Source organism: Streptomyces sp. JN8 (genome assembly GCF_055808075.1).
The window spans coordinates 4,422,154-4,447,066 of the sequence record NZ_CM147852.1 but is presented as its reverse complement, the minus strand read 5'-3'; the positions used below and the strand labels follow the sequence as shown (position 1 = coordinate 4,447,066).

The following is a 24,913-nucleotide window of genomic DNA, read 5'->3' as shown; positions in this document are numbered from 1 at the left end:
CGGTCAGGCCTTCGTGGCGACGTACGTCCCGACGAGGCTGCCCCGGAGGTCGTAGACCCAGCTGCCGGCGCCCTGGCGGGGGGTGTCGATCGCGGCGAGCCGGTAGTGGTGCCGGCCGTCGTCGACGAGCCGGTACGTCCAGCCGTGGTGGACGGCGGCCGGGTGTCCGGCGTCGAGGGTGCCGAGGCGGCGACCGTCCTTCCCGGTGAGCTCGACGTGGGGGCGGCCCGTGCCGGTGAAGAACCGGGCGACGTCCCCGGCGGGGAGGGTGACCTTGGCGTCGGGGAGGACGCCCTTGGCGTCGGCCTGCCGCGCCGTGTGCTTCCGCTGGTCCGGCGCGGGCTTGGGGGCGGGCTTCGGGTCCGGCTTGGGGGTGGGCTTCGGCGTGGGCTTCGGGTCCGGCTTCGGCGCGGTCTCGGTCCAGGAGCGGACGGTGCCGTCGGGCCGGAGGACGACGTGGAGGCCGTTGTGCTGCCCGTACGCGGGCCGGCCGCCGGTGCTGACGAGGGTGTCGACCAGGGAGCCGCCGGCGTAGATCTCGGCGGAGAAGCGGCCCGGGCCGTCCTGGTAGACCCGCGCGAGCGAACCGTCGGCGAGGTCGACGTTCCGCCAGAAGACCGACTGGTCGCCGCCGGCCGAAGTGGCGTCGTCCGAGGCGACACCGGTCCGGGCGGTGGCGGCGGGGGTCGCGTCGGCGGTGGCGGTGGTCGCGTCCGCGGCGGGCACGTCGGGGGCGGGGCCGGCGGCGAAGGCTCCCGCGGCCGGCAGGAGGAGGGCGGCGACGGCCCCGGTGGCGACGGCTGCGGTACGGGCGGAACGACGGGTGACACGCATCGGAGGGACTCCTTGCTCGACTCGCTGACGTCTCCGAAGCTACGAGTCCGACATTGAGGTGATACGTCGGATTTGTAACGGCGACCGCGCGTCTGTCCGCCGGCCGTGTCACACCACACAGGTCCCGGCCCGACCGGCGCGACACCCCCTAGGGGATGTCACAGCTCAGTGGCAAGGACAGGTCCGGGGAGCGCCCGGACGGCGGAAGCGGGTACGTTCGACGACGTGGCTGGATTCAGGAACGGACGCGGCCGGGACAACCGCCCCCCGCACAATCAACCGCAGCAGGCGCCGTACGGGTACAACGCGGCCCCGCCGCCGCACCCGCAGCAGCAGTGGCAACAGCAGCCACCGCAAGGGCAGCAGGGGCAGCAGGGGCGCCAAGGACCCCACGGGCACCAGGGGCAGCAGCCCTACGGCGAGCCCGAGTACTTCGGCGACCCCTACGGCCAGCCGCAGCACCCGCACGCGGCGACGGCGAACAACCCGGGCCACACCCAGATGTTCAGCGTCGACGACCCCTACCCGTACGGCGACGCCGCGACCCACCACGCCGGTGCCGCGCCCGTCCCCACGGGCCCCCGGCTGCCCTGGAAGGGCCTCCTGAGCGGCATCGTGCTGCGTCCGGCGGACACGTTCCTCCGGATGCGCGACCACGCCGTGTGGGGCCCGGCGCTGATCGTCACCTTCCTCTACGGGCTCCTCGCGATCTTCGGCTTCGACAAGGCGCGCGACGAGGCGATCAACGCGACCCTGTCGACGGCGATCCCGTACGTCCTGATGACGGCCCTCGGCTTCGTCGTCGGCGGACTGATCCTGGGCTCGGTGACGCACACGCTGGCGCGCCAGCTGGGCGGCGACGGGGCGTGGCAGCCGACGGTCGGCCTGTCCATGCTGATCATGTCGATCACGGACGCCCCGCGGCTCGTCTTCGCGCTCTTCCTGGGCGGCGAGAACGGCCTGGTGCAGGTGATCGGCTGGCTGACCTGGCTGGCGGCCGGGGCGCTCTTCACGATGATGGTGAGCCGCTCGCACGACCTGCCGTGGCCGAAGGCGCTCGGCGCGTCGGCGATCCAGCTGGTGGCCCTGCTGAGCCTGATCAAGCTCGGCACGCTCTGACGGCCGGGCGAGCGGAACGCGAGGAGGCCCCCACCGCATGCGGTGGGGGCCTCCTCGCGTACGGGCGCGGCGCGCGGGCCGCACGGGGTCAGGCGTCGAGGACCTGGCCCTCGCGCTTGACGACGGGCGGCTCGACCGACCAGGGGAAGTTGATCCACTCGTCGGTCTTCTTCCACACGTACTCGCACTTCACGAGGGAGTGGGACTTCTCGTAGACGACGGCGGAGCGGACCTCGGCGACGTGGTCCACGCAGAAGTCGTGGACCAGCTTGAGGGTCTTGCCGGTGTCGGCGACGTCGTCGGTGATCAGCACCTTCTTGTCGCTGAAGTCGATCGCGTCGGGGACGGGCGCCAGCATGACCGGCATCTCCAGGGTGGTGCCCACGCCGGTGTAGAACTCCACGTTCACGAGGTGGATGTTCTTGCAGTCCAGGGCGTAGGCCAGGCCGCCGGCGACGAAGACGCCGCCGCGGGCGATGGAGAGCACGATGTCGGGCTCGTAGCCGTCGTCGGCGATGGTCTGCGCCAGCTCGCGGACGGCCCGCCCGAATCCCTCGTACGTCAGGTTCTCGCGTACTTCACTCATGCCTGCGACCGCCTCACACCTGGGTCCGATGGAAGTTCATGAAGGAGCGGGAGGCCGTCGGCCCCCGCTGGCCCTGGTACCGGGAGCCGTACCGCTCGCTCCCGTACGGGAACTCGGCGGGCGAGCTCAGCCGGAACATGCACAGCTGCCCGATCTTCATACCCGGCCAGAGCTTGATCGGCAGGGTGGCGAGGTTCGACAGCTCCAGGGTCACGTGCCCGGAGAAGCCCGGGTCGATGAAACCGGCGGTCGAGTGCGTCACGAGCCCGAGCCGCCCGAGGGAGCTCTTCCCCTCCAGACGGGACGCGATGTCGTCCGGGAGGGTGATGACCTCGTAGGTCGAGGCGAGCACGAACTCGCCGGGGTGGAGGATGAAGGCCTCGTCACCCTCCGGCTCGACCTCACGGGTCAGGTCGAGCTGCTCGACGGCGGGGTCGATGTGGGGGTAGCGGTGGTTCTCGAACACCCGGAAGAAGCGGTCGAGCCGCACGTCGATGCTCGAGGGCTGCACCATGGATTCGTCGTACGGGTCGATGCGCACCCGGCCGGCGTCGATCTCGGCCCGGATGTCCTTGTCTGAGAGAAGCACGCCCCCACGATACGCAGAGGGCGCGGACCTGCCCCAATCGGCAGGCGTCCGCGCCCCGGGCGCCGGTCAGCGCCGTCCGGTCTCCACCGGTACCGCGTGCCGCAGCCGCGCACACCGCGGACACCGGATGAGCCGCCCCGGCCCGATCCGCCCGGCCCCGAGCTGCTGCAGCGGGAACGAGGCGGTACTGAACACATGCCCTTCGGCACAACGGACGACGGTGCGCTCCATAGGACCCATCAAGTCCCTTCCCCTACACATGCGGTGGACGGGAAGCCACATTAGGGGATGAACGGGACACCTCGCAGGCGGCACTCCGCCACGAAACCCCGAAGCTCCGCCGGGGGTGGGCCATGGGGTACAGTGTGCAACGATGCGGCACCGTTCACCGGCCCGCTGTGCGGATGTAGTTTAATGGTAGAACATGAGCTTCCCAAGCTTATAGCGCGGGTTCGATTCCCGTCATCCGCTCTTGAGAGAAGGCCCTGGTCAGTGACCAGGGCCTTCGTCGTTGTCTAGACCTCGCAACGGCTGCCGTGCCCTCCGCATGCCCCATCTCACACGAATGCCCTGTTCGGAGGGCACGTGCGCACCATCTCGCACCACCTGCGCCGGAGTGCCTGCCGAGAGGGTCGCCGCCTGTCTTGGGAATCGCCCCCTACGCGGCGGACCGGGTGGCTAGCGTGTGGCCTCATGACCGACGCCGCACCCTCCGGGGCGGACCTCCTGACGTATCTGAATCGTCTGGAGTTACGTTTCGACTCGTCCGCTTCCCTGGTCGCATCCGATGCCCACGACGATCCCGCAACACTGCAATGGCGCTGCCGCGCTGTCCTGCCCCTGTGGGAGTCGGACGACGAGGAGGCCATGGCCGACAACGCTCGGCTTCTGGCCCCTGGCATATCGCTGGCCCAGTCATCCCGGAGTGAGCGCGAGGAGTTGACGATCCTCACCATGTCCGGCCTCACGCTGGACCTGTGGCGCATCCGGAACGTCTACGAGTCGCTGGACTCGCGCGACGCCGACTACGAGCACTTCGCACCGCTCTTCGACAAGTCGGGGGATCTCGGCCTGCACTCCGATCTGGAGGAGTGCCTGGTGAGCGGCGACCAGGTCGTCATCATCGACCGGGTGCGGATCGCGCCTGCTTGGCGTGGGCTGAGCGGGGCAGGCCGGCTACTGATCGGCCGCCTGCTCCGCTGGGTGGCCGTCCGAGCGGCGCTCGTGGCGACACATCCGTACCCGATCGACATCCCTGTCGACGAACGGGAGGACACAGCCCGGGAGGCGCGGGAGAAGGCTGTGGTGCAACGCACTTGGCGATCCTTGGGGTTCGAGCCCTTCCGTGAGGACGTATGGGTGATGCAGCCGCATCTGAGGGCCCACGAAGACGCCGTCAAGCGCCTGGAGACCACATTCACTCAGCACCTCTGAGCCCGCCCCGTACGGCCACACCAGAAGAGAGGACGAACAGGACCACAATGCGTGAGTTCACCAACCACAGGGCGCGTTCCCAGCTCAACGCTCTTTGCCGCTTCTACCTGGAGACCCAGGTTTTCTCAGAGACACATCCAGGGGCAACGCTGGACGACTTCGAGCGGCACCTGCTTCAGCAGATTGACGGTTTGAAGGCAGAGCTGGAAGCCGGTGAAGCAGCCGCCGAGACTGCCGTTGTCACCAAGACCCTGTCGGGACCTCTCGCAGACCCCGAACGCCAGCGTTCATTCCGTCTTCGGCAGGAATCGCAGCCGCCTGCAACGGGCCACGAGAGGGAAGCCTGGTGGAACCAGCGCAGGGCTGTGATGGCCGAGATCGAGCAGCAAGGGCTGGCGGAAGCCCTGGACTGGGAGTGCCGCGATTGCGGCGCTTCGATCGGAGTAGCCTGCAGGACGGCTGGCGGCAGGCCCAAGAAGGAGCCGCACTTCCTCCGGGCCACCGATGCCCGGGCCCCCTACAACCACGCGTACGGTCTGCGCTGAAAGCCACTGGATGATGCTGGGACGTTAAGCAGCGTCCCCACCCACAGATCCATACCCGTCGAACTAGCAGGCTGGTAGCAGTCGCTGGGGAGAGGAACGGCGAGTCCTTCACCTCCCCAGCGACTCGTCAGACAAGTCTCAGCACAGGGCGGCTGTCCGGCATCCCCAGCAGCTCACGCACCCTCGCAGGCTTCCAAGCAAGTTCCGCAGCAAGCGCGCGGATCGTCAGTCCAGTGTCCTGTTCCGCCAGCTCGAATGCCTTGCGAAGCATCACGGGCTGTTCCCCCGGGTATCCGCGGACGGATTCCGGGGCGAAGCCCGGCTGTCCGCTGAGGCCCCGAAGTCGCTGGTACGCGCGGCTGATCGTCGCGTCTGAAACGAGCCCGAGTTCCCGGTACCGGTAGATGAGCGAACTCACCGACACGCCCCAGGTCTGGGACAGACCGGCCAGCTGCGCCAGGTCCACCCGCCGCGACAGCAGAGGAAGGATCGATTTCTGAGGGGTGAGGAACTCGGCGGCAAAAGCGTCTGCCTCCCGTTCCAGACGGCTGTCACCGGTGGCACCTGCGTGGAGAACCAGGTGCCCAAGTTCGTGGGCCGCGCTGAAGCGATAACGGTAGACATCATCAGCCCGATTGGGCGTGAGCACGACGACAGGCCGCAGCAGGCCCGAGCTGGAGAAGGCGTCGACCTTGGACGCCGCCTCGTCGGCCTCTACAGGTGCCACCACAATGAGGCCGTGTGACTCCATCCGACGTGCCAGGTGGCGCACAGGCCCGTCACCCAGTCCCCAATGACGCCGGAGCGCTCGCGCAGCGCCCACGGGATCGTCAGGCAGATCGATCCCGGGGTACACCTCGCCACCCGTGAAACCCGGAAGGTTCACGGGGGGAAGCTGCACCCGCTTCTCCAGAGCATGGGTGAGTTCCCATACCTGCTCGACGAATCCGAGGGCTCGTTCTCGCTGGGCCCCAGAGGTGGAACGCAGGGCCCGGAAGTGCGCCATGGAGGTATCGACCTTGCCCATCGGCCGGCCGGCGACGAAGAACTGAATCGGCACGTCCAACACTTCAGCGAGCCGAGGAATCAGTTCAGGGCGGGGGCGGTTGGTGCCCGCCTCGTACTGGCCGACAGCAGCCGCAGACACCCCGATACCGTCTGCGACCTCGCGCTTCGTGAGCCCGGCGAGACGTCGCGCCTGTGTCAGTCGGGGAGCGTGGAAGCCGTCCCAGACCGCTCTCGGCGACGTACCGCCCAGGCTCGTCCCTGGGAGTATTGGTTGCTCAATCTTCATTGTCCTCAGCAGCGCTCACGAACGCGTCGTACTCGGTCTCACTCTGTGGCGGAGTTCCCATGGCACGGGCAGCCTCGCTGCGCGTGGACAGCGTCACCTCGGGAAGATCACCAGAGGCGAAGTCATCCCCCGCACGCTGGTCCGGCACAACGTAGAGACGGCTCTCGGCACCAGTCGTGAGGAGGGACTTCTCGGTCACCCACTGAAGGTTTCCGGCCTCGTCCAGGAGATTAGCCTGTCCCCACCAGGCTCGTTGCAGGCCGCTCATGTTCATCTCGTACGGGATGAGGACCAAGCCGGGGCGCGGGTCCCGCTCGGCCAGATCGGCCAGGGATCGCCGGAGCACGAGCTCCTCGCCTTCCACCTTCAACAGCGGATCGGCGACCCAGCGTGGCCTCGGCGCGTCAGTGACCGCGAACAGTTCCCGCATCACGCGCGACAGCTTCTTCGGCCACTTGTCACTCGGCTCGAAGCCGTCGACCGACTCCACCCGGTAGGGGCAGAGGAGGGTGTTGTGCACCAACACGAGTTCGTAGAAGGTGCCCGGCTTGATCAGCTCAGTGCCCGGGATGCCGAGGTCAAGCACGTGCTCGGCGATCCGGTCGTACTGATTGGTCATGCGCGCCGCTCCTGCGGCGAACTTGTGCTTGGAGCGACCTGCCACGTGTGACTCGAGCATCGCCGACTCGGTGTCGAGAAGCCCCATCTGGATCGCCAGTCGAAGGCCAGCGACATCTTCCCCGAAGCGAGTACTGGCCCAGGCCGGCAACGGCCCGTCGACGTTCGCGTCCACGCACAACTCCGATCCACGACAGCTTGCGTTCCTTGAAGGAGGCTACCGCAGAAACTTTAGTTGATCTCGCTTTTCTTGCATATCTGCTACTTCTCGGCGACAAGTCGCCGCCACTCCAACCACGACCTCCAGCTCGTGTGGCTCGGTGGGCGTGCGGCTCAGCGCCGCACGCCCACCGGCCCCCTCAGGCTTCGCGCGTCAGAGGCGGCTTGACGGCCGCCCGCTGTCGAGCGCCACGGACCTTGGCGTCGATGCCTCCGGCGACCTCCTGCTGGCGGGCGTCGTCGGAGTGCTGATAGATCATCGCGGCCTTCTCCGAGGACTGGCCGGCGCGGACCATCGTGTCCTTGAGCGTGGCGCCGGACTGGGTGGAGAGGGTGTGGCCCGTGTGCCGGAGGTCGTAGAAGCGGAAGTCCTTGGGCAGGCCCACCGCCGCGCGGGCCTTCGCCCACTTCCGGCCGAAGGTGGTCCGTCGGAAGGGCGCTCCCTTCTCCCCCACGAAGAGCAGCCCATCAGGCTCCTTCTCGGCGAACCAGTCCAGGTGCCGCTTGACCTCGATGGAGAGGAAGGCCGGCAGGTGGATGGTCCGGACGCCAGCCGCGGACTTGGTGTCGCCCTCGGCACGGCGGCCGGTGTTCAACTCCGGGGCGGCCTCCGTGACCCGTACGGCCAAGGGGTCGAGGGTGATCGAGGTCCGGCGCAAGGCCGCCAACTCTTCCGGGCGCATCGGGCCGTAGGCGCCGAGGTACACCATCAGGCGCCAGCGGATGCCTATGACCTCGGCAAGGGCGTCGACCTGCTCGACCGTGGCCGTCGAGCGTTCCTTCGCCCTTTCGGTTCCCGCTCCCCTGATCCGGCACGGGTTGCGGCGGATCAGCTCGTCGTCCGCCGCCGTCTCCATGATCGCCTTGAGGAGGCGGTAGGACTTGGCGACGGTCGTGGCTCCGGTGGCGGCCAGGCGCTCCGCGCGCCAGGTCCGCACCGTCGGCGGGGTGATCGTGTCGAGGTCCGCGTCCCCGAAGAAGGGCAGGAGGTGCAGCCGCAGCAGGCGACGGTACAGCTCGTCCGTGGTGGCGGACAGGCCGCGCTCCGCCACCCACTTCAAGGCGTACTCCTGAAAGTTGACCGCTCCGGCCTCCGGGTCCACCCAGACGTTGCGCTGGATGTCGGCCTGCGTGAGGACGAGCCAGTCCTGGGCATCCGTCTTCGTCGCGAAGGTCTCGGGTGCTGTGCGCCGTGCACCGTCCGGTGCCCAGTAGCGGGCCTGCCAGCGGCCGGAGGGAAGCTGCCGGACGCTACCGAACTCGCGCCGCCGCTGCGGTTTGCGGGCCGCCATCAGGCCGCCTTCCCGAAGCGGGAGCGGGCTTCGCGGAGCGTGGGGACGGTGCGCTCCTCTACGTACGTGGTCAGCACGCTGTCGGCGATGCGGACGTGCTTGCCGAGCTTGACGTAGCGGATCCGGCGTTCCTGGATGAGCCGACGGATGAAGCGGACGCCGGTGCCGAGGCGTTCGGCGGCCTCGTCGACCGTGAGCAGGCGGTCGTCGCTGTTCACCTCCTTCGCCGTGCGGGGGTGGGCGGAGGCATGGGGTATCGCCGTCTGGCGCAAGCAGGGTCCTCTCCTGGCCTCGGCTGATGGGGCGGCAACCCCGGCCGGGCCTGGTCGTTCAGGGATGGGATGGGCGGGTGTGGCTGGCCGGGGCCTAGGGTTTGCGGTCCAGGGCGGCCGGAGGAGCGGGCTACGGCTGGGGCGGCGGCCCGAACTCCTCCTGGTTGATCTTCATGGTGTTCTCCGCGATGGCGTTGCTGACCATCACGTCGGCCTCCTCGCGGATGTCCGGGTGCTCGTCGAGGTAGGCGGCCAGGGCGTTGGTCGCCCGGCGCCACGCGTGCTGGGCTCTCTGGGCGGCCAGGTTGGCGGCCACGACGGTGTCGATCAGCTCCATGGCGCGGCCGGCGGCGGCCAGGGCCGGCGGGCCGACGAGGTTGGACAGCGAGACCCCGAAGACCTCGGCGAAGCCGATGGCCTCGTCGAGGTTGATGCGGCGCTTGCCGTTCTCGATCCGCCAGACCGCTGACGGGTTCATCTCGTAGCCGGCCTCGTTGAGACGTTCGGAGAGCGTGGTGGTGCTCCAGCCACGGTTCTCGCGCTCGGCCTTGATCCGCTTGGCGGCGTTGTCCTCGCCTTTGAGCAGGACGCCTTCCGGCGCCTCATCGTGCTCGTCGTCCGACATCGGCTCCCTCCTTCCTGTCGCAGCGTGCCGCTGCAGTCCGCAGGGCCAGTAAAGACAGTACATCATCCTCTGCTGCTTGCAAAGCACCTCTGCGTAGTGCATAGTGATAGACGTGCCGCACCGCTGCGATCCGCTGGAGACCGCCATCACCTAGCCCGACACACAGAAAGCCCCCCGGTGCTGAAGACACCGAGGGGCTCAAAGCGCAAACCTCACGCCGCCCATCCCTGAACGACTAGCTGCAGAGCCGGGATTGCCGTCCCGTATGGCCCGCAGATTGAGGAGCTCGATGTCCAGTATGGACGAAGCCACCCCGAAGACGCCATCGCTTCCCGTCGCGTGGCCGCCGGTCGCCAGCCCCGGCCAGCCCACTGCACCTGAGCCGGAGCCCGTTCCGCCGTCCGAGGGCGAGCAGGTCCTGTCCGACCTGCGGATACAGTTCCGGCGGTACGTGGTGCTGCCGAGCGAAGACGCACTCACAGCGGTGACGCTGTGGGTGGCGGCCACCCACCTCCAGACGGCGTGGCAGCACGCGCCGCGCCTCGCCGTCGTCGGCCCGGCGAAGCGGTGCGGCAAGTCGCGGCTCCTGGACGTGGTCACCGAGACCGTCCACGACCCGCTCATCACGGTCAACGCCTCGGCCGCCGCCGTCTTCCGGTCGATCACCGAGAAGCCTCCGACGCTGCTGGTCGACGAGGCCGACACCCTCTTCGGGTCGGCGAAGGTGGCGGAAAAGAACGAGGAGATGCGCGGCCTGCTCAACGCCGGTCACCAGCGCAACCGCCCGACTCTGCGGGTCTCCGGACCGAACCACGAGGTGTCGAAGTTCCCCACCTTCGCGATGGCGGCCCTCGCCGGGATCGGGGACCTGCCGGACACGATCATGGACCGGTCGGTCGTCATCCGGATGCGGCGCCGGGGACCCGGCGAGAAGGTCGCCGAGTTCCGCACCGTACGGGACACCCCCGCCCTGCACGCCGTACGGGACCGGCTCGTGGCCTGGCTCGGGCCGCTCCACGACACGGCCATGGGCCTCACCCCACCCATGCCGGTCGAGGACCGGGCCGCCGATACCTGGCAACCTCTCGTCGCCGTCGCCGACCTCGCCGGCGGCACCTGGTCCGAGGCCGCCCGTGCTGCCTGCCTCGCGATGACGAAGCACGAGGCCGAACAGGACCAGGACAACAGCGCCCTGAACCTCCGGCTCCTCGCCGACGTCCGCCGCGCCTTCGCCGCCGAGGGGAACCCAGCCCTCCTCCGTACCGGCCGCCTGCTCGGCATCCTCAACGAGGACACCGAATCGCCCTGGCCGGAGTACAAGGACAAGGGCCTGACCGCACGCGGCCTACAACTCCTGCTGAAGGACTACGGGATCAGCGCGTCCAGCCACCGCTTCCCCGACGGCTTCCAGGCCAGGGGTTTCGCCCGCGAGCAGTTCGCCGACGCCTGGGCCCGCTACTGCCCCGAGCCCGCACCAGCCGCCGAGCCGCTGCTCCTGCCCGGTCCCACGACCGGCGCCTGACCCGGCACCACCCGTCCCGACCCGTCCCCTCGCAGGTCAGGGCCGGGACGGGTCACCCGCCCGTGACGGGTCGACCCGACGTCACCGCCCCCACCCGTACCTGCGCTGACCAGGCATGCGACGAGTGGCGACGGGTCGCACCCGCCACCGGCCGCCTCACCTCCCCGAGCTTCCGGAGCACCTTCCCTTGATCCCGCCCAGCACCACCGCCCCACCCACCTCCCTCCCGGTCCTGATCCGCACAGGCGTCGCCCTCCTCGCCATGGCCGCCTTCGCGCTCTCGTACGACGCCCTGCGCCAGATGGCCGCCGCCAGCCACATCCACCAAGTCCTCACCTACGCCTTTCCCCTGGTGATCGACGGCTTCATCGCCATCGGCATCGGCGCCCTCCTCGTCCTGCGCACCGCGCCCCTACGGCCCCGCCTGTACGTCTCGGCCCTGGTAGGCATCGCCACCGCCACCAGCATCTGGGCCAACGTCCTGCACGCCGTCCGCCTCAACCAGCAGACGCTGCGAGGCGGGCTCGCGCTCGACGACATCACCGTCGGCGTCATCTCCGCCATCGCCCCGCTCGCCCTCGCCGGCGCCGTCCACCTCTACCTCCTCGTACAGCGCCGTCCCGCCCATGCAGACCCCTCCCCTGAGATCCGCCGCAACACAGCGGCCACGCCTCCGGAACCCGGCACACCAGCAGCCACAGAGGAGCCAGTGCCCGCCGAACACGTGGCTGAGGACGCCGACGAGCAAGTGGCTGAGCCTGAGGCCCCGCCTGCCCCTGACGGCGGCCAGCCGCCGATCGCCACGTACGAGCAGGTGATCGCCATCGGACGCACCGCTCCCCAGGGACGTGACGGCCGCGTCTCCCGCCGCCGCATGGAGACAGCCATCCGCGCCCAGGGCCTCAGGCCCGGCGGACGCGAACGCCTCGAAGAGGCCAAGGCCGAGCTCCAGGCCGAGCTGGACCGACAGCCCACCAAGGCCACCGCGTAGCCCCGGCTCCGCCGACAGGCCGCTCGCCTCGGGACCCTCCGGGGCGAGTACCGCTTGCACCCTCCCCTGCCTGATCAGAGAGTCCGCCCATGCCCGAACAGCCCACTACCGCTTCCCTGCACACCGCCCAGCAGTCGACCACCCACCCAGCCCCGGGCGGAGCAAGGTATGGCGTTGGACCGTCCAAGGGCCGGTCCCTCGCGGAAGCCTCCGCCCCAGGGGTGGTGGAGGCAGATCCCCGGCGCGAGGGCGCACCGGGGACTGGGGGTGTGCGCGCCGCCGACGAAGCCGCGCTGCACCGTGTCGCCCGCCGTCGCGCCCGCCAGGACGTGCAGCGTAAGGAGCGCGTCGACGTCCGTTACAGCATCACCGAGAAGCAGGCGATCGTCGACGAAGCCCGTCGCCTCGGCCTGGCCGGCGCACACCTTGTCGGCGCCATCGTCATGGCCCACCTGAGCGACGACCTCGCCCTGCCCGCCGAGCGCACCCCCAACGACGACCTGATCGACGAGTACGCCGCCCTGCGTACCGAGCTCTCCAGGATCGGCACGAACGCGAACCAGATCGCCCACCGCCTCAACGCCGGCGGCGATGCACACCCTGTGGACACCGCCGTGCTCGCAGAGGCCCGACGGCTGGTGGCTGTGGTGAAGCAAACGATCACCGTGGTCGACACCGCCGCGGATGTGGCCGCCACAAACCATCGGGCGGCCTGATTGATCGCGAACATCGTCAAGCCCGGCCACAAGACCCGAGGCGTCCTCAACTACCTCTACGGACCCGGCCGCGCCAACGAGCACACCGACCCCCACCTCGTCGCGTCCTTCGACGGCTTCGCCCCCGACCCCAGCCGCGACCCCGACGCCACCCTCGCCCAGCTCGCCGACGTCCTCGACCTGCGGGTCAAGCAGGCCGGCCACAAGGCGCCGAAGAACCACGTCTGGCACTGCTCGATCCGCGCCGCCCCAGAAGACCGCCACATGTCCGACGAAGAGTGGGCCGCCATCGCCCGCCGTGTCCTTGACGCCACCGGCATCGCCCCGGCCGGGGACCCCGACGCCTGCCGCTGGGTCGCCGTCCGCCACGCCGACGACCACATCCACATCGTCGCCACCAAGGTCCGAGGCGATCTCCGCCCGCCACGGAACTGGAACGACTTCCTGCGCGCCGACAAGGAACTCGTCGCCATCGAGAAGGAGTACGGGCTCCGCCAGGTCTCGCGTGGAGACCGCACCGCAGCCAAGCGCCCCACCCGTGCCGAGCAGGAGAAGACCGCCCGCGCGGGGAACGCCCGGACCTCCCGTGAGCACCTGCGCACCATCGTCCGCACCGCCGTCGCGGCAGCCACGACCACCGAGGAGTTCTTCCGGCTCGTCGAAGGGGCCGGCGCTCTCATCGATGTCCAGTGCTTCCCTTCCGGTGACGTCCGCGGCTACAAGGTCGCCCTCGACGACGACACCAACGCCCAGGGCGAGCCGGTGTGGTTCTCCGGCTCCACCCTCGCCCCCGACCTCTCCTACCCCAAGATCGCCTCACGCCTCACGGCCACCGAGACCGCACCGATGGAGCGGACCATCGCCCCGGCCTGGCGACGACTCTCCATCGCCATCGACCGGACACCCGACCACCTCGCGCACGACGAGGACGAGGCCGGACAGGCTCGCATCACCGTCCTCGCCGAAGCCCTCGACGCGCTCCCTCTGGTCGCCCCCGCCCGCCTCCGACCGCAGCTCGTCCAGGCCGCCACGGTCTTCGAGCGCGCTGCACGGTCCCGTATCCGCGCCCAGCACCAAGCGGCCCGGGGCACCCGCCGGGCGGTGAAGGCGATCCTGCGTGAGCCCGCCCCGAAGGACGGAGCCATCCTCGCGGCCGTCCTCGACGCCCTGCTGCTCGCGGTCATCGCCACCCAGCACTGGCACCGCACCCGCGACCACACCCAGCAGGCCGAAGCCGCCCGCCAGGCCGCCGCACACCTCCGCGCCGCCTACCAGGCCCAGGCCACCGAGCCACTGGCCGCGCTCCGACAGCGAGGAACACGGCTGGCCGAGTCACTGCGACGGCGGCAGGAGTTCACCCTGCGCCGAGCCCTTCCCGAACTGGCCGACCAGATCCTCGCGGAGCCCGGCTGGCCTGCTCTCGCCGCCATCCTCGACCGAGCCGAAGCCGCCGGCCACAAGCCCGCCGCTCTCCTCACCGAGGCCACCGCCCGACGGGAGACCGACACCGCCACCAGCGTCAGCGAAGTCCTCACCTGGCGACTCCACCGCCTCGCCGACCTGACCGCCATCACCACCACCAGCAGGGCCTCGGCACCCCAGTCGGCCACCTACCGCCCGACCAACACCGCCACCAGCCAGCAGCGCCGCACGCGCTGAACGTCACCCCCAAGGAGCACCCCCTGAAGGTCCACCCCGCCGCCGACATCTTCCCGATGCTCGACCCCGACGAGCTGCTCGACCTTGCCGAGTCCATCAAGACCGAGGGCCTGCGCAAGGACATCGTCCTCGACACGGACGGCGTCCTCCTCGACGGCCGCAACCGGCTCGCCGCCTGCAAGATCGCCGGTGTCGAACCCCGTTTCACCACTTACACCGGTGACAACCCGCGAGCGCTGATCTTCTCCGCCAACGTCGTCCGCCGGCACATCACCAAGGGCCAGCAGGCGATGATCACCGCCATGGCGTGTTCCTTTTCGGGACACTCCCTGCGCGGCCTGGCCAAGACCCACGGCCTCAGCCGTACCCGCCTCTCCGCCGCCAAGGTCGTCCTCCAGCACTCCCCCCACCTCGCCGAACAGGTACGCATCGGCGCCTTCCCGCTTGACGCCGCCTACGACATCGCTCGCGAAGTCAAGGCACAGGCCGAAGCCCTCCAGCAGAAGCGCGACCACCTCACAGAGAACGCCCCCGACCTCGCCAAGCAGGTCACCGAAGGCCACCTCACCCTCGACGACGCCATCACCACGCTGGAGGAACGACAGGAACAGACCCGCATCCGAAAGCAGATCGCCGAGGCCGACGAACTCCGTCTCGCCGACGGTCACACCACCCCGCCCCTGAACCGGCTCGCCGAGCAGGGAGACATCACCTGGCACCAGGCCCACCAGCAGGCCGAGCAGTACCTCACCCACCGCCGGTCCGCCATCCACCACACCCAGCAGGCCATCGAACAGGCCGCCGAGCACTGGACCACGATCCGGCCCGCCATAACCCGCCCCGACACCGCCTTCGCCCGCGAAGTCCACGCCGGCCTCTCGCCCGAAGCCCAGGAACTGGCCGCCCACCTCACCCCACTCAGCTGACACGAATCGCTCCTCGGGCCCAGATCCACGAGGTCTGGGCCCGATCCGCGTCGTCATCACCCTGCGGAGGAGAGCTCCGCCGCACGTCGTGTCCCGAGAGTGGACGTTCCCTCACTGGACATCCGCCTCGTTCCCCAAGGGAACAAGGCGGCACCGATGAGTCGAAAGCATGGCGCGTCCACCCCGCCCGGCAACTCCCTCACGCGCAGGCGGTGTCCTCGGTACCGTGCTGGTGACGAACTCTGTACGGACAGACCGGCGCACCCCGCGCGGAGGTCCGACGGTTGGGGAGGTGTCCTGATGCTGGAGGAAGCCGAGGAGATCGGCCGGCGCGTCCGCAGGGCGAGGCTGCGTCTCGGGATGCCACAGGCGGACCTCGCGACAGCGCTGGGCAAGTCGCAGGGCTGGGTGTCCAAGATGGAGCGGGGCCTGATCGAGCTGGACCGTGTCGGGCTGCTCAACCAGGTCGCCGCCGAGCTGCACGTCCACCCGAACGACCTGATCGGGCGCCCGTACAGCAGCTCCCCCGACGACAACCAGTGGCAGGTCGCCGCCTCGTCGATCCTGCGTGAACTGCGCCGCTACGACCTCTCCCCGGTCTTCGACGGGACGCCGCGGCCGACCTCGCAGTTGTGGCGAGAGGTGACCCGGCTCCACCGGCTCCGGGACACCGCTGCCAACGTGGCGATCCTCCGCGTCCTGCCGGACCTGTTCCGCGAGGCGCGGGCCTTGGCGGAGGTGTCGGAGGGGCACGAGCGGGAGGAGGCGTACGCGATCTACGCCGTGTGCTGCAAGTTCGCTCACACTGCCGCCCACTCGCTCGGCCACCCCGAGCTGGTAGCGATGGCCTGTGAGCGGGCGGCGTGGTCGGCCCGTCTGTCTGGGGACCCGGTACTGCCGGCGGTCGCGGACTGGATGCGGGTATGGGACATGTGGGCGACGGCCGACTGGGCAGACGCGCTGACGCTCTCGGACAAGGCGATCGGGTCGGTGCAGCAGGCATACGAGGACGGTGACCCGCTGGCTGTACGGGCCTGGGGTACGCTCCAGCTCCGGGCGGCGGTCTCGGCCGCCCGCGCGAGCCGCGCGTCCGAGGCGGAGGACCGGATCGGGTACGCGAAGGACGCGGCCGAGCGGATGGACGCCTACGTCGGGGCTCCGGTGTACGACCGGCACTCGCTGACGTTCTCCGCCGGGAACGTGCAGATCCACGCGATCAGCGTGGCCCTGGAGATGGGCGAGCAGGGCAAGGCTCTGGAGATAAACCGCCGCACGAGCCCGGAGCTGGTCGGCGCCCTGCCCAACTCCCGTCAGGGGCATCACCACATGGACATCGCGCGGGCGTGGCTGTGGGACGGCAACCGGGGCCAGGCTCTCGTCGAGCTGGAGACCGCCGAGCGGATCGCACCCCAGCTCGTGAGGAACCACCCCATCGCCCGCTCCACGCTGCGCAGCATCGTCTACGCCGAACGGGCAGCCACACGTGAGAAGTTGCGGCGCATGTCCGACCGCTTCCACCTGGACGGATAGGGGTCGTATTCCTCCGGCTCATATTCGGGGGCACGGCCGTCCCTAACTTCGGAGCATGACCGGACGACGCCTTCCCCATCTCCCCTCCCAGGGAGCCGAGTTAGGAACAGCGGCTCCCTTCTTCCCCCAGCTCGGGGACCTCGCCGCCGACACCGCCCGTAGCGGCCGGGTCGGCGTCGTGGTCACCCTCCCCGGCGAGGACTCCGCCACCACCTATCACCTGCGACCGCCCGGCGGCGGCCCCGCCTGGTCTGCGCCGGCGGACGGCACGACGCTGCGCCCGGTGCCGGCGCAGGTCACCCACGCCACTCTGCTGCCCGGCCGTGACGCGGTCTACGACCCGCGCGCCCGCCAGGGCTCGGTGCCCGTGGAGTTCCACCTGGAGGACGGATCCACCCGCGAAGGGGCCCTCGTCCTCACCGCAGTCGAGTTCGAGCGGCTGTACGCGCAGACCTGCCGCCTCCTCGACAGGCACGAGAACGTCCTCGGCGAGGAGTCGTGAGCAAGGCCCGCCATCGCTTCCCGCGCCCCACGCCCTTCGTACGGGCGGATCGCAGCGGCCGAATCGCCCTGACGTTCCTCACCTTCGCCGGTCTGGTCGGTCCCGCCTGGGCGTTGCGTACACACGCCGACCAGCTTCTCGGCACCGCCGGCCACCGAGTGGCCGTGACCACGCCGGACGCCGTGCCGCCGTCCCTCGCCACCGGCCACTGAACGGCCCTCCGTCGAGGAGACCCGGAGCCTCCCAGCACCGCTCCCGCACCACTCGGCGGAGGGCGACCAGTCCCGTACTCGTCCTCTTACTCCCGACACGCGAACGGTGAAGGTAGTGACCACCTCCCTAGAACCGACCACTACTGGCCGAGAGCCGGACAGGCTCCTGGGGCAGCCGCTCCTCCTGCGCACCCCGCGCGGTCTCGTCTACGCCGACGAGCGCGACGAGGACCGCTCGGTCGAGGGCGTACTCCTGAGCAGGGTCAACGCACATGCCGTGTCCGACTGGGCGGCCATGGAGGGGCTGCTGTGCCGGGACTGCTCCGTGCCAGCCGTACGGACCAACGCAGGCGTCCTGTGGCTGCTGCCGCTCCCGGCGAGCGTTCACCGGTGGGACGGCTGGCCCGAGGGCACCCTGACCACCGAGCCGCCGGTGTGCCTCCGGCACTCCGCCCCGCCCCGGTCGGGCATCGGACACCGGGCCTTCTTCGCCGCCGAGGCCGAGATCGTCGGGGTCCACGGAACGCTCCACCCGGCGCCGAGGCTCCTGGCCTCCCCGGTCGAGCGGATGCTGCGCTTCAGCGACCCGCGGATGCCGTGGATGGTCGCCACCCACTTCGTACGGCAGCTGGGGCGGCTCACCCCGGCCGACAAGCAGGGAGAGGCACGGTGACCGGCCCTGGGCCGCTCGGCCCCGACGGAGTCCGCAGGGTCAGGGGCTGGGCCACGCGGGCCGCCGCCACCGCCCGCGCCGTCCACCTGACCGCCGGCTACCGGGCCGACGGCACGGAAGTCGTCCGCAATCCGCACCTGACCGCCGAGTGGGCCCGGCACACCGTCCACTCCCCGGCCCTTCTCAGCGCCGTACGCCGGGCCATCGGGCCGGACATCGCCGTGGAGAACACGTTCCTGGTGATCAAGTGGCCCGGCCGGCCCTTCGAGGTCCCGTGGCACCAGGACGGCATCAATGACCGGATCGTGCTCGATCCGCGTCGCTCGGTCGCCGCCTGGCTGGCTCTGACCGACGCCGATGAGACCACCGGCTGCCTCCGCGTCCTCCCCGGTTCCCAGCGCTGCGGCTACCTGGCTTACGGCGCCGAGCCGAACGCGGGAGCCGTGCGCGGCCGGGCTCTCGGCATCGCCGGCGTCGACCCGTCCGAGGCCCGGCCGCTGCCTTCGCAGGCTGGGGACGGCTGCCTCATGGACGTCCGCCTCGTCCACGGCTCGGCCTCCAACACCGGGGCCGGCGTCCGCATCGGCCTCAACATCCGCTTCGTCGCGCCCGGCGGCTACACGGTCCGCGACGGCTCAGACCCCAGCCTGTACCCGGTCTCCGGGACCGGCTGGTAGCTCCACCCATCCACGAGATCCATCCACGAGAGGGGAGCACGACCGTGACCATCCTCAAGGAGTTCCTCGCCCAGGACGCGCCCGCGCGGGTCCGCGTTCTGAACGGCGAGGACACCGACGCCGCCCGCCGCGGCGACAAGAAGCCTGTCGTCCGCAGCGAGTGCACCTACTACTGCCCGGACGAGGCGACCGCCCGCCGCTGCATCGAGGCGCTGGAGGAGTCGGACCGGCGGCTGCGCGAGCGCCCGGACGAGCTGATGCTCTGGGACTGGCAGGCCACGTACTTCGAGGCCGAGCAGGACAACGCCAACGGCGGCGGCACGGTCATCCTCGGCGTCGCCTGGTACGACGAGGAGTTCTTCACCGACCGGCGGGACGCCTGGTTCGGCGTCATGCACCAGCGCATCTACAAGGACCTCGGGATCCCGCTGGAGAACATCGAGGTCTCCCACTGGCGGCTGATCGCCTGACGACCGGCCGGTGAGTGAGCGGGCCCGGGGCAGCTAGCGGCCCCGGGCCCGTTCGCTCGCGCCCGTCCCGACGGGCTCCTGGACGGGTCCGGAACCGACGGGAGCCCAGCGGGCGGCCATCACCGCGCCGAGCAGCCCGAAGCCGACCAGGCCGAGGCCGGCCACGGCGAACGCGAGGCTCGGACGGTCGGCGGCGAGCGCGGGCACGAACAGCATCGAGGCCGTCCCGGCGGTGCGGATGACCGTGAGGTCCACGGACATCAGGCGCAGCCGGTGGGCCGGAGGAAAGCCCGACAGGTGAGTGACGAGAGCGACTTGGACGAACGGATTGACCGCCCCCAGCAGGACGGACAGCGCCAGCAGGGCCGGGACCGACCCCGCGAGCGCGATCGCCGCGAGGGCCGCTCCGGATACCGCCCAGGCCAGGCAGTAGAAGGCCGGCAGGTTGGGCGGCAGGCGGAGGTTCCCGGCGAGACCGTTCGCCGCGAGGGCTCCAGCGCCCGTGGCGGCGAGCGCGGCTCCGTACGTCCCGGCGCCGGCGCCGAGCTGGAGCGTGATGAAGGCCGGCAGCGCGAGGGCGACGGTGTGGGCGGCGATGCCGACGCCGTGGATGCTGATGGCGACGGCTGTGTCCGGTCGCGTGCGCAGCAGCATCCGGGCCTGGGCCGGGGCCGCTTCCTTCCCCTGAGCGCGGTCCCGCCGCACTACTGGGCTGCGGCGGGCCAAGACGGCGAGGGCGACGGCGGAGAAGAGGAAGGTGGCCCCATCCAGCCAGAACAGAGTGGTCATCGGCATGACCGCGAGCAGCAGCCCGGCCGCGCCGGGCCCGGCGATCCGCGCGATCCGGCCCGACAGGTCCATCAGCCCGCTGACCGCCTGGACGTCCCGCTTCTCGACAAGCTCGGGGGTCAGTGCACCGAGGTTCGGATCGAACACGGCCCCCGCGAACCCGGCCACGAGCACCAGCGCGAGCGCCCCGACCAGCCCGAGATGCGCCCACGCCAACGGAAGAACGGCCACCAGCCCGGCCCGTACGACGTCGACCGCCGCCAGCGCCCTGAGCGAGCCGAACCGGCCCACGAGGCGGCGCCCGACCGTGCCGAGCACGATGTACGGGACGGACTCGGCGATCGCCACGAGGCCCATCGCGAACGCCCCGGACTCCTCGAAGGCGATCCACATGACCGCCATCGCGTACAGCCGGTCCCCGAAGACCGACAGGGCCTGCCCCACCCACAGCGTGAGCACAGAGGGGCTCCGCAGCAGCCGCACGTAACCCAAGATCACCACCGGTCCAGGAACGAACAGAACCCGGCGACACCACAGAGCACCGGGAACGCACGTCACCCTAGAGCACCACGACAGGAGAGTCAGTCGATGTCCGAAGAAATCAGGATTCCCAGTGAGGCCATGGCCTCCGTCGAATCCCACTGCGGACGACCGGTGCTCTGGGAGATCGTCAGCAGCCGCCGCGGCTCCACCGTCTGGAAGGGCACTGGCCCCGTTGCCTCGGTCGCCCTCAAGGCGGGCAAGGACGAAGGCACCCCGATCACCTCCCGAGAGATCACAGTCGCCGAACACATGCCGGGCCACAGCCCGCTCATCGCCTCCGGCAGCACGAGGACCACCTCCTGGCTGATCACCCCGTGGCACGACGGCCCGTCCACTTGGGACGTCTTCCACACGGTCCGCACCACCCATCAGGGCACGGAGGAGGCGCGGGAGGCAGCAGTCGACCTGTGCCACGCCGTCGCCGACCTCCACCGCCAGGGCTGGGTCCACGGCGACCTCCAGCCCGACCACGCGATCCACACCAAGACCGGCGTCCAGCTCATCGACTGCACCTGGGCCGCCTCTCCCGGCCTCGCCCCCTCAAGGACCTTCCAAGGCGGCCTTCCCCACCTCCTGGCCCCCGAACTGGCCGCCGAGATCGAAGCCGGCCACCGCCCGGTCAAGGTCACCCCGACTACAGAGACCTACACACTCGCAGCGACCCTCTGGCGTGCTGCCACCGGCAGGTGGCCGTTCGACTACACCGCCGCGGCCAACGCCGAGGGCCCCATCACAGGCCCCAGAGCCCGGCAGCTGATCGCCGGTGGTCAGCTCCCACCGGCGCTCGCCCCACAGTGGCCCGCCTTGCTCTCCGTCCTGCGGACCGCCATGGCCGCACCTGCCGAGGCGCGCCCCTCTGCCCATGACCTTGCTCTACTCATCCCGGATGGCTCGCTCTGACATGGGCGTCCTGAGCGTCCGAAGGGCAAGCTGATCACTGTCGGTCCCGTTCAGTCCCCCCTCTGCGCCGGCGGGCTGAGCAGTGGAAAGTCACAGTCCTGGGGTCGGCGGCCGAACCGCTGAACTGTCAGCGCCGCCAACAGCGCAGGCCCTGGCCCCCTAACAGGCCGACGTTGTCTGCCGATGTAGAGGATTCCTTCTGCATCCGCCTGGCTCTCCGCCACATCCCCCTCGGCGATCAGTGCCACATTGAAGCCCCACAGGTCCGCCCTCAGCCCACTGGGGAGCCGGGAATCCACCCAGGCGAGCGGGCATCGCCTGCCTGCCTCGTCGTAGCCGAAGGCAATGACGGCCCCCACCTCTACGGGCAGGGGGTACGCGCCTTCCGGGATGTCCTCAGCGACCCCGCCCAGCGGTTCCCCGACGAAGGACCGCAGGGAAGCGATCACCGCCTCGTCATCCCGCCAGCCGTCCATGGGCTCCCATTGGCTCCCGGCGTACAGCGCTCTGATGTCCATCGCACGGAACCGGGACGCCCGTCTCCCCGAGCCGACAGCCTCAGCGAGGTACGAGAACAGCAGGTCACGAACCAAGCGGTCCCGTTCGACCGGTGGCAGACCACTCTGGACAGCGATCAACCTGCCACCCGCCTTCCGGAACGGCAGGGCGGAGGAGCCCTGTGGAAGCTCTAGCTCGACCACCCCGACCTCCATGACCTCGGTCAGTACCTCGACCGGCAGCGCCCAGAGATCGTGCGCTCGAAGAAGGCCCCAGTCCGGACCGCACTCGACATTCGTCAGACCAGACACCGCCGTACCTCCCAGAGGAGATTCGCCTCGTATGGCCATGCTCGCCCTAGTGAAGATCGAAGTCAGCAGAGCTAGCGACGCATTCTTTGATCTTGATTGCGGTCGACTCCAAGGTCAGCGCTGACGAGCAAGCGATCCCGCGTCGAGCGACAAGAGAGCCCTGCTCGCCCCGCGCCCCAGCCGTGCCCTCCACCAGTACGGGAAAGAGGGGTCAACACCGGCATCATCACGCTGCCAGAAGGCATCACATAGGAGCATGGTTACGCAGGTCAGACCACAGATGATCTTCCTCGGTGGTGGTGATTCCCAAGCGTATGGCGCGGGTTCGATTCCCGTCATCCACTCTTGAACGAAGGCCCCGGCAGTGACCGGGGCCTTCGTCGTCGCGTGGCGTGCCCTGCCGCCGAGGAGCATCCTGATGGCGAGACCGCCGCCAACGGGCCCGGCCCCCGCGCCTGCCGGGCGCCGGCTGCCACCGGCCTGCGTCAGCCCCTGGTACGGCCAGGCGCTGCGCAGCCCGTCCGTCGCCCTGTGGGAGGGAGCGGGATGACAGTCCGATCGGCCGGTGATCCTGATCGCTCGGAGAGCTTCGGGGAGGGGCTGCTGGGCGGGCTCCTTGATCGGGCCCACGAGCTGCCACCGCATCTGGTCGGGCCGGTGCTCGCCGACACGGTGGCGCGGCTGGGGGGCCGGGATCCGCAGATCCTGCTCCAGGACTACGGGCAGCAGAGGCTGGTCCCCCTGCCGGGTGAAGGGCTGGCGGGCGGGGAACCGCAGGTCATCGACGGCTCCGAGGCGGGCCGGTGCTTCCTCACCTCGCGCCCGGTGGAACTCGTGCTGGCCGACGGCGTACGGGTCCTGCTGCCCTTGCTGGACGGGGGCGACCAGTCGGGCGTTCTGGCGGTCACGCTGGACGCCGTCGATGACGACGACCGCCGCCTGCTGCGCAGGATCGCCGAGCTGATCGCCGACATGATGCAGACCAAGAACGGCCATACCGACCTCTTCTTCCGTACCCGTCGCAGCGAACCGATGAGCGTCGCCGCCGAGATCCAGTGGTCGCTGCTGCCGCCGCTGTCGATGGTGACGCCGCGCGTCACCGTCGCCGGCGTCCTGGAGCCCGCCTACGACGTGGCGGGCGACAGCTTCGACTACGCCCTGAACGGGGACACCTTCCACCTCGCCATGATCGATGCCATGGGCCATGGCCTGGACGCGGCCACGATGGCCACCGTGGCCATCGGCGCGTACCGGCACGCCCGCCGGATCAGCATCGAGCTGTCCGAGATCTACCTCTTCATGGACCGGGCCATTGCCGAGCAGTTCGCCCCCGACCACTTCGTGACCGCGCAGATGATGCGGCTGGACACGAACACCGGCCGCCTCCAGTGGGTCAACGCCGGGCACCCCGCCCCCCTTCTGATCCGCAGCCACCGCGTCGTAGGCCGCCTGGACAGCCCCACGACCCTGCCCGTCGGCTTCGGAGGAGCACAGCCGCAGATCAGCGAAGTGACGCTCGACGCGGGGGATCGCGTCCTCTGCTTCACCGACGGGCTCGTCGAGGAACACGAGAGCGGACAGGAGGAGTTCGGGGAGGACCAGCTGATCGACTGGGTGAACCAACTGGAGCGGGCGGACCGAGAGGTCCGAGCAGTGGTACGGGACCTCTCCCACACCCTCAAGCGGGCACGCGGCGGAACCACCTCGGACGACGCGACGCTCGTCCTGTTCGAGTGGCGCGGATGACGGCTTCCGGACGAGTGCGCCCCGTGCCTCGGGTCACCGGAGCGGGCGGTGGCGAGCGGAGCGGCGTGTGCGCAGGGAGAGGTAGACGAGGTCTGCCACGAGCAGCACGATGCCGATGAACAGGAGGAAGAGCAGTCCGTCGGCCACGACGCCGATGATGCCCAGCACGATCGCCACGATGATCAGGGCCAGGAAGAGCGACACGAGGGCCACCTCCTCGGTCGGTCGGGGGGCTCAGCGGCGGGCCAGCTGCCGTTCACCGTTCGCCCCGGGCTCGTAGGGAAGGTCGTAGTGCCGGAAGACCGCTTCCTCGTCCCCTGCGGGAAGGACGTCGTCGGTGCCGATCGAAGGGCTTTGCCTCACCAGCGCCTTGTCGTGGACGACCTTCACATAGCCCGGCCCCACCGTCGCCCCTTCCAGGGGGACGAACACCAGACGGTGCCGGGTGGGCAGGCCGACCCGAATCGTGGCCATGGCCGGCTCGTCGGTGCTGGTGTCGACGTAGATCGCCTCCAGCTCTCCGATCCTGTGGCCCCGCGCGTCCACCACGTCGTGGGTTCGCCACTCACGGATGTCCGCCATCTGGATCATGCCGACTCCTCTAGTCCGGAAGGAGCTTCGGAGGGGTGGGGCGTCTGACTCGACCATGGCAGGTTCGCCTGACTGCGCGGCGCCGCAGACACCTCACGGCCGACGAGATACCGCACCGCCGTGGTTCTCACGGTACCCGCGTGCCCGCGGTGACGCCCGCGACCACCGGCCGGCGGGCGTTCCCGGTCGGAGATCGGTCGGGCGGAAACCGCTCGTCCGGTTCCGGCGCG

The 24,913-nt window shown here is 70.0% G+C and carries 28 protein-coding genes and 1 tRNA gene; 17 read left to right on the top strand and 12 right to left on the bottom strand.

Annotated features, from left to right (window positions below; translation table 11 throughout):
* Positions 1-3: 3 nt before the first annotated feature.
* A complete protein-coding gene (locus tag ACY0MR_RS19620; protein WP_473554420.1) occupies positions 4-834 on the bottom strand; it encodes a hypothetical protein in 831 nt (276 codons plus the stop codon).
* Between the two features lie 225 nt (positions 835-1,059).
* On the opposite strand from ACY0MR_RS19620, the gene ACY0MR_RS19615 reads away from it, so the two are divergent.
* On the top strand, positions 1,060-1,953 hold the full coding sequence (locus tag ACY0MR_RS19615; protein ID WP_388801719.1) for a Yip1 family protein: 894 nt from the start codon (positions 1,060-1,062) through the stop codon (positions 1,951-1,953).
* A gap of 88 nt (positions 1,954-2,041) precedes the next feature.
* On the opposite strand, the gene ACY0MR_RS19610 is transcribed toward ACY0MR_RS19615, so the two are convergent.
* Complete coding sequence (locus ACY0MR_RS19610) at positions 2,042-2,539, bottom strand: phosphoribosyltransferase (protein WP_015034639.1); 498 nt, start codon at positions 2,537-2,539, stop codon at positions 2,042-2,044.
* Positions 2,540-2,552: 13 nt separating this feature from the next.
* Positions 2,553-3,128, bottom strand: coding sequence for a dCTP deaminase (gene dcd, locus ACY0MR_RS19605; RefSeq protein ID WP_017240230.1), 576 nt, complete (start codon positions 3,126-3,128; stop codon positions 2,553-2,555).
* 400 nt (positions 3,129-3,528) lie between these two features.
* Between dcd and ACY0MR_RS19600 the strand changes: the two genes are divergently transcribed.
* The 3 genes from ACY0MR_RS19600 (at position 3,529) to ACY0MR_RS19590 (ending at position 5,107) form a co-directional block, all read left to right on the top strand.
* A tRNA-Gly gene (locus tag ACY0MR_RS19600) sits at positions 3,529-3,599 on the top strand.
* 222 nt (positions 3,600-3,821) lie between these two features.
* Positions 3,822-4,562 (top strand): hypothetical protein, encoded by a 741-nt coding sequence (locus tag ACY0MR_RS19595; RefSeq protein WP_473554416.1) that lies wholly within the window; start codon positions 3,822-3,824, stop codon positions 4,560-4,562.
* A 47-nt stretch (positions 4,563-4,609) separates the two neighbouring features.
* Positions 4,610-5,107 (top strand): zinc finger domain-containing protein, encoded by a 498-nt coding sequence (locus ACY0MR_RS19590; RefSeq protein WP_473554414.1) that lies wholly within the window; start codon positions 4,610-4,612, stop codon positions 5,105-5,107.
* Between the two features lie 127 nt (positions 5,108-5,234).
* Here ACY0MR_RS19590 and ACY0MR_RS19585 read toward each other — a convergent pair whose 3' ends face one another.
* The 5 genes from ACY0MR_RS19585 to ACY0MR_RS19565 form a co-directional block, all read right to left on the bottom strand.
* Positions 5,235-6,401: a helix-turn-helix domain-containing protein gene (locus ACY0MR_RS19585; protein WP_473554411.1), complete on the bottom strand. Its 1,167-nt coding sequence runs from the start codon at positions 6,399-6,401 to the stop codon at positions 5,235-5,237.
* Positions 6,391-7,194, bottom strand: a complete 804-nt coding sequence (locus ACY0MR_RS19580) for a hypothetical protein (RefSeq protein ID WP_473554409.1) — start codon at positions 7,192-7,194, stop codon at positions 6,391-6,393. The genes ACY0MR_RS19585 and ACY0MR_RS19580 overlap by 11 nt, the downstream gene beginning before the upstream one ends.
* Before the next feature lie 184 nt (positions 7,195-7,378).
* Positions 7,379-8,530: a tyrosine-type recombinase/integrase gene (locus ACY0MR_RS19575; protein ID WP_473554407.1), complete on the bottom strand. Its 1,152-nt coding sequence runs from the start codon at positions 8,528-8,530 to the stop codon at positions 7,379-7,381.
* Positions 8,530-8,748, bottom strand: coding sequence for an excisionase family DNA-binding protein (locus ACY0MR_RS19570; RefSeq protein WP_473561852.1), 219 nt, complete (start codon positions 8,746-8,748; stop codon positions 8,530-8,532). Before ACY0MR_RS19570 ends, ACY0MR_RS19575 begins: the two co-directional genes overlap by 1 nt.
* Before the next feature lie 184 nt (positions 8,749-8,932).
* Entirely contained in the window at positions 8,933-9,427 is a 495-nt protein-coding gene (locus ACY0MR_RS19565; RefSeq protein ID WP_473554404.1) for a helix-turn-helix domain-containing protein, read from the bottom strand.
* Positions 9,428-9,725: 298 nt separating this feature from the next.
* Here ACY0MR_RS19565 and ACY0MR_RS19560 point away from each other — a divergent pair, with 298 nt between their 5' ends.
* From ACY0MR_RS19560 to ACY0MR_RS19510, 11 genes are all read left to right on the top strand, one after another.
* Positions 9,726-10,949 carry a DUF3631 domain-containing protein gene (locus tag ACY0MR_RS19560; RefSeq protein ID WP_473561850.1) on the top strand — a complete coding sequence of 408 codons (1,224 nt, stop codon included), beginning with the start codon at positions 9,726-9,728 and terminating at the stop codon, positions 10,947-10,949.
* 187 nt (positions 10,950-11,136) lie between these two features.
* Positions 11,137-11,940: a DUF2637 domain-containing protein gene (locus ACY0MR_RS19555; protein WP_473554402.1), complete on the top strand. Its 804-nt coding sequence runs from the start codon at positions 11,137-11,139 to the stop codon at positions 11,938-11,940.
* Between the two features lie 269 nt (positions 11,941-12,209).
* Positions 12,210-12,656 carry a plasmid mobilization relaxosome protein MobC gene (mobC, locus tag ACY0MR_RS19550; protein WP_473554399.1) on the top strand — a complete coding sequence of 149 codons (447 nt, stop codon included), beginning with the start codon at positions 12,210-12,212 and terminating at the stop codon, positions 12,654-12,656.
* A complete protein-coding gene (locus tag ACY0MR_RS19545; RefSeq protein ID WP_473554396.1) occupies positions 12,657-14,315 on the top strand; it encodes a relaxase/mobilization nuclease domain-containing protein in 1,659 nt (552 codons plus the stop codon). It begins immediately after the preceding gene.
* A gap of 56 nt (positions 14,316-14,371) precedes the next feature.
* Positions 14,372-15,241 carry a hypothetical protein gene (locus tag ACY0MR_RS19540; protein ID WP_473554394.1) on the top strand — a complete coding sequence of 290 codons (870 nt, stop codon included), beginning with the start codon at positions 14,372-14,374 and terminating at the stop codon, positions 15,239-15,241.
* Positions 15,242-15,541: 300 nt separating this feature from the next.
* Positions 15,542-16,771 carry a helix-turn-helix domain-containing protein gene (locus ACY0MR_RS19535; protein WP_473554391.1) on the top strand — a complete coding sequence of 410 codons (1,230 nt, stop codon included), beginning with the start codon at positions 15,542-15,544 and terminating at the stop codon, positions 16,769-16,771.
* 55 nt (positions 16,772-16,826) lie between these two features.
* The gene (locus tag ACY0MR_RS19530; protein ID WP_473554389.1) at positions 16,827-17,273 is read left to right on the top strand and encodes a hypothetical protein; all 447 of its coding nucleotides are present in this window, start codon (positions 16,827-16,829) and stop codon (positions 17,271-17,273) included.
* Positions 17,270-17,485 (top strand): hypothetical protein, encoded by a 216-nt coding sequence (locus tag ACY0MR_RS19525; protein WP_473554386.1) that lies wholly within the window; start codon positions 17,270-17,272, stop codon positions 17,483-17,485. The genes ACY0MR_RS19530 and ACY0MR_RS19525 overlap by 4 nt, the downstream gene beginning before the upstream one ends.
* A gap of 115 nt (positions 17,486-17,600) precedes the next feature.
* Complete coding sequence (locus ACY0MR_RS19520) at positions 17,601-18,158, top strand: hypothetical protein (RefSeq protein WP_473554384.1); 558 nt, start codon at positions 17,601-17,603, stop codon at positions 18,156-18,158.
* Complete coding sequence (locus ACY0MR_RS19515; RefSeq protein WP_473554383.1) at positions 18,155-18,835, top strand: phytanoyl-CoA dioxygenase family protein; 681 nt, start codon at positions 18,155-18,157, stop codon at positions 18,833-18,835. Before ACY0MR_RS19520 ends, ACY0MR_RS19515 begins: the two co-directional genes overlap by 4 nt.
* A gap of 44 nt (positions 18,836-18,879) precedes the next feature.
* Positions 18,880-19,305, top strand: coding sequence for a hypothetical protein (locus tag ACY0MR_RS19510; protein ID WP_341622932.1), 426 nt, complete (start codon positions 18,880-18,882; stop codon positions 19,303-19,305).
* Positions 19,306-19,338: 33 nt separating this feature from the next.
* Here the strand turns inward: ACY0MR_RS19510 and ACY0MR_RS19505 are convergent, their stop codons facing one another.
* On the bottom strand, positions 19,339-20,595 hold the full coding sequence (locus ACY0MR_RS19505) for an MFS transporter (RefSeq protein WP_473554380.1): 1,257 nt from the start codon (positions 20,593-20,595) through the stop codon (positions 19,339-19,341).
* 87 nt (positions 20,596-20,682) lie between these two features.
* Here ACY0MR_RS19505 and ACY0MR_RS19500 point away from each other — a divergent pair, with 87 nt between their 5' ends.
* Positions 20,683-21,537, top strand: a complete 855-nt coding sequence (locus ACY0MR_RS19500) for a serine/threonine-protein kinase (protein WP_473554378.1) — start codon at positions 20,683-20,685, stop codon at positions 21,535-21,537.
* Between the two features lie 50 nt (positions 21,538-21,587).
* On the opposite strand, the gene ACY0MR_RS19495 is transcribed toward ACY0MR_RS19500, so the two are convergent.
* The gene (locus ACY0MR_RS19495) at positions 21,588-22,346 is read right to left on the bottom strand and encodes a hypothetical protein (RefSeq protein ID WP_473554375.1); all 759 of its coding nucleotides are present in this window, start codon (positions 22,344-22,346) and stop codon (positions 21,588-21,590) included.
* Positions 22,347-22,892: 546 nt separating this feature from the next.
* Here ACY0MR_RS19495 and ACY0MR_RS19490 point away from each other — a divergent pair.
* A complete protein-coding gene (locus ACY0MR_RS19490; protein ID WP_473554372.1) occupies positions 22,893-24,092 on the top strand; it encodes a PP2C family protein-serine/threonine phosphatase in 1,200 nt (399 codons plus the stop codon).
* Positions 24,093-24,125: 33 nt separating this feature from the next.
* Here the strand turns inward: ACY0MR_RS19490 and ACY0MR_RS19485 are convergent, their stop codons facing one another.
* A complete protein-coding gene (locus ACY0MR_RS19485) occupies positions 24,126-24,296 on the bottom strand; it encodes a hypothetical protein (RefSeq protein WP_473554371.1) in 171 nt (56 codons plus the stop codon).
* A gap of 30 nt (positions 24,297-24,326) precedes the next feature.
* Positions 24,327-24,683: a PRC-barrel domain-containing protein gene (locus tag ACY0MR_RS19480; protein WP_055642603.1), complete on the bottom strand. Its 357-nt coding sequence runs from the start codon at positions 24,681-24,683 to the stop codon at positions 24,327-24,329.
* Positions 24,684-24,913 lie beyond the last annotated feature (230 nt).

What these genes read in the sequence shown, in the direction of transcription:
- ACY0MR_RS19620 (WP_473554420.1), bottom strand. Translation starts at nt 834, where the DNA reads ATGCGTGTCACCCGTCGTTCCGCCCGTACCGCAGCCGTCGCCACCGGG.
- ACY0MR_RS19610 (WP_015034639.1), bottom strand. Translation starts at nt 2,539, where the DNA reads ATGAGTGAAGTACGCGAGAACCTGACGTACGAGGGATTCGGGCGGGCC.
- ACY0MR_RS19595 (WP_473554416.1), top strand. Translation starts at nt 3,822, where the DNA reads ATGACCGACGCCGCACCCTCCGGGGCGGACCTCCTGACGTATCTGAAT.
- ACY0MR_RS19590 (WP_473554414.1), top strand. Translation starts at nt 4,610, where the DNA reads ATGCGTGAGTTCACCAACCACAGGGCGCGTTCCCAGCTCAACGCTCTT.
- ACY0MR_RS19585 (WP_473554411.1), bottom strand. Translation starts at nt 6,401, where the DNA reads ATGAAGATTGAGCAACCAATACTCCCAGGGACGAGCCTGGGCGGTACG.
- ACY0MR_RS19575 (WP_473554407.1), bottom strand. Translation starts at nt 8,530, where the DNA reads ATGGCGGCCCGCAAACCGCAGCGGCGGCGCGAGTTCGGTAGCGTCCGG.
- ACY0MR_RS19565 (WP_473554404.1), bottom strand. Translation starts at nt 9,427, where the DNA reads ATGTCGGACGACGAGCACGATGAGGCGCCGGAAGGCGTCCTGCTCAAA.
- ACY0MR_RS19560 (WP_473561850.1), top strand. Translation starts at nt 9,726, where the DNA reads ATGGACGAAGCCACCCCGAAGACGCCATCGCTTCCCGTCGCGTGGCCG.
- ACY0MR_RS19540 (WP_473554394.1), top strand. Translation starts at nt 14,372, where the DNA reads ATGCTCGACCCCGACGAGCTGCTCGACCTTGCCGAGTCCATCAAGACC.
- ACY0MR_RS19535 (WP_473554391.1), top strand. Translation starts at nt 15,542, where the DNA reads ATGCTGGAGGAAGCCGAGGAGATCGGCCGGCGCGTCCGCAGGGCGAGG.
- ACY0MR_RS19530 (WP_473554389.1), top strand. Translation starts at nt 16,827, where the DNA reads ATGACCGGACGACGCCTTCCCCATCTCCCCTCCCAGGGAGCCGAGTTA.
- ACY0MR_RS19500 (WP_473554378.1), top strand. Translation starts at nt 20,683, where the DNA reads ATGTCCGAAGAAATCAGGATTCCCAGTGAGGCCATGGCCTCCGTCGAA.
- ACY0MR_RS19490 (WP_473554372.1), top strand. Translation starts at nt 22,893, where the DNA reads ATGACAGTCCGATCGGCCGGTGATCCTGATCGCTCGGAGAGCTTCGGG.
- ACY0MR_RS19480 (WP_055642603.1), bottom strand. Translation starts at nt 24,683, where the DNA reads ATGATCCAGATGGCGGACATCCGTGAGTGGCGAACCCACGACGTGGTG.